Origin of the sequence: Rudaea sp., assembly GCF_036383415.1 — a bacterium.
In the GTDB taxonomy this organism is placed as follows: domain Bacteria; phylum Pseudomonadota; class Gammaproteobacteria; order Xanthomonadales; family Rhodanobacteraceae; genus Rudaea.
This window is the reverse complement of record NZ_DASVOK010000107.1, coordinates 1-2,769: the sequence shown is the minus strand read 5'-3', so window position 1 is coordinate 2,769 and position 2,769 is coordinate 1. Positions and strand designations below refer to the sequence as shown.

General features: G+C 66.7%; 4 protein-coding genes. 2 read left to right on the top strand and 2 right to left on the bottom strand.

Annotated features, from left to right (window positions below; all coding sequences use genetic code 11):
- Together VF497_RS04020 and pdxA are read left to right on the top strand one after the other, a co-directional pair.
- A partial coding sequence (locus VF497_RS04020) for a peptidylprolyl isomerase (protein ID WP_330886352.1) occupies positions 1 to 843 on the top strand: 843 nt, incomplete at its 5' end.
- 83 nt (positions 844 to 926) lie between these two features.
- Positions 927 to 1,949 carry a 4-hydroxythreonine-4-phosphate dehydrogenase PdxA gene (gene pdxA / locus VF497_RS04015; protein WP_330886351.1) on the top strand — a complete coding sequence of 341 codons (1,023 nt, stop codon included), beginning with the start codon at positions 927 to 929 and terminating at the stop codon, positions 1,947 to 1,949.
- Here the strand turns inward: pdxA and VF497_RS04010 are convergent.
- Together VF497_RS04010 and VF497_RS04005 are read right to left on the bottom strand one after the other, a co-directional pair.
- Positions 1,946 to 2,578: a LysE family translocator gene (locus VF497_RS04010; RefSeq protein WP_330886350.1), complete on the bottom strand. Its 633-nt coding sequence runs from the start codon at positions 2,576 to 2,578 to the stop codon at positions 1,946 to 1,948. The two genes, pdxA and VF497_RS04010, sit on opposite strands and share 4 nt — an antisense overlap.
- A 4-nt stretch (positions 2,579 to 2,582) precedes the next feature.
- The coding region (locus VF497_RS04005; protein ID WP_330886349.1) for an EamA family transporter at positions 2,583 to 2,769 on the bottom strand (187 nt) is incomplete at its 5' end.

Below are 2,769 nucleotides of genomic sequence, written 5' to 3'. Positions count from 1 at the left end.
ACCGGCGAAATCCACCTCGCCCACATCCTCATCGCCACGCCCGAGAACGCGAGCGCCGAGCAGATCCAGTCCGCCAAGCAGAAGGCCGACGACGTCAAGAAGCAGATCGACGGCGGCCTCGACTTCGCCGCCGCGGCGATCCGCTACTCGAACGCGCAGGACGCGCTCGAAGGCGGCGACCTGCAATGGCGTCCGCTCAACGCGCTGCCCGAGGCCTTCGTGCAGATCGCTGAAACGCTCACTCCGGGCCAGGTGTCGCAGGTGATCCGCGGCCCGAACGGTTTCCACATCATCAAGGTCGTCGACAAGCGCGGCGGCGGCAGCAAACAGCTCGTGACCGAGTACCACGCGCGCCACATCATGATTCCGGTCACCGAGCTGGTGTCGAGCGCGGAAGCGCAGAAGACCGCCGCCGACTTGCGCCGCCGCATCGTCGACGGCAAGGAAGACTTCGCCAAGCTCGCCAAGGAATACTCGAAGGATCCGCCGACCGCGAACCTCGGCGGCGACATGGGCTGGTTCCCGATCGACCGCTTCGGCACCGCCGTCGCCACGACGCTCGGCTCGCTCAAGGCCAACAACGAAGTCTCGCAGCCGTTCCAGACCGACGTCGGCTGGCACATCCTGCAGTTGCTCGGCAAGCGCGAATCGGACCGCACCGTGGAGAACCAGCGCGATCAGGCGCGCGAACTGATCCGCCAGCGCAAGGCCGAGGACGAAGTCGAAAGCACGCTGCGCCAGTTCCGCTCGGATTCGTACATCTGCGCGGTCGACCCGGCCTACGTTACGAAGGAACGCCAGGCTTGCTCGGGCGCGGCGATCAAGAAAGCCGAATCGAAGTGACGACGCTCCCGCGTCGTCATCTCGGCAGGGAATGCCGAGGTCCAGATTGCATGGAAGCCGCATAGACTCAATCCTTCCAGCCCATGCTCCCGAGCATCGCCATCACCGCCGGTGAGCCGGCCGGCATCGGACCCGAACTCGTCGCGGCGCTGGCCGCGACCGATATCCAGGCCGACCTCGTCGCGATCGCGGATCGCGAACTGCTGAAATCCGCGGCGGCGGCGCGAAACATCGCGCTCGACCTCGAAGACTATCCCGCCGCACGCATCGAACAACGCCGACCCGGCGCGCTGCGCTGCCTGCACCTGCCATTGCGCGTACCCGCCGTGCCCGGGCAACTCGATCCGCGCAACGGTGCCTACGTGATAGCCACGCTCGCTCGCGCCGCCGACGGTTGCGCCTCAGGCGAATTCGCCGCACTCGTCACCGCGCCCGTGCAGAAGAGTACCGTTGCCGACGCCGGCATTGCGTTCACCGGTCACACCGAATTCTTCGCCGAACGCGCCGGATGCGACGTGGTCATGATGCTCGTTGCGCCGGATATCGGCGGGCGCGTGCTGCCGAACCCGAACGCCGATGCTGGGGCATTGCGCGTCGCCCTCGCGACCACGCACCTGCCGCTCGCGCGCGTGCCCGAAGCGATCTCGCGCGCAGGACTCGTGCGCACGCTGACCATCCTCTGCGACGAACTGATCGCGAAATTCGGCATCGCCGCGCCACGCGTCGCCGTGCTCGGTCTGAATCCGCATGCCGGCGAAGCGGGCCATCTCGGCCGCGAGGAAATCGACGTCATCATTCCCGCGATCGAACAGGTGCGCGCGGCCGGATTCGACATCGTCGGCCCGCTACCCGCAGATACCGCCTTCGTCGCCACGCAGCGCATGCGTTTCGATGCGGTGCTGGCGATGTACCACGACCAGGGCCTGCCGGTGCTCAAGGCGCTCGGCTTCGGCGATTCGGTCAACGTGACGCTCGGGCTGCCGTGGATCCGCACCTCGGTCGACCACGGCACCGCGCTCGACCTCGCCGGCAAAGGCCGCGCCGACGCATCCAGTCTGATCGCGGCGACGCATCTCGCGATGAACCTGGTGCGAGCGAAAGGTTAGCGTCGCGCCTCGGTCGCCATGCGCAATGCGAGGCCGCCGAGGACGCCGCCCATCAACCAGCGTTGCACTGCCAGCCACAGCGGCCGGCGTGCGAGGAACAGCGCGATCGCTCCGGCACCGAGCGCGACGCTGCCGTTGACCAGCATGCTGATCGCGACTTGGGTGAAGCCGAGCGCCAATGCCTGGCCGAGCACATGGCCCTGCTCGGGATGGATGAATTGCGGCAGCAGCGACAAGTACAGCACCGCAGCCTTCGGGTTGAGCAAGTTGGTCAGGAAGCCCATCAGCACCAGCTGTTTCGGGCTGTCGGGTGGCAACTGGCGCACTTCGAACGGCGAGCGTCCACCCGGCCTGACCGCCTGCCAGGCGAGATAGAGCAGGTACAGCGCACCGGCGATGCGCAGCGCGTCGTAAGCGAACGGCACCGTCATCAGCAGCGCGGTGATACCGAACACGGCACACAGCATGTAGAACACGAATGCGAGCGCGATGCCGAGCAGCGAGATCAACGCTGCGCCCGCGCCCTGGCACAGCGCGCGCGAGATCGTGTAGATCATGTTCGGACCCGGCGTGATCGCGAAGCCGAGTGCGACCGCAGTAAAAGCGATCCAGTTCAGACTCGTGGGCATGCGGTCACGCCTGTTTGATCGCGGCCAGTGGCGATTTCGGTTTGATCCCCGGCACCTTCTCGAAGATCAGCGCGACCGCGAACAACACGAGCGCGCAACCGGCAAGCGCGGCCCAGGTGATCGGCTCGCCCAAGAACAGCGCGGCCCAGATCAGCGCGAACAGCGGCACAAGGAAGGTCACCGTGACCGCG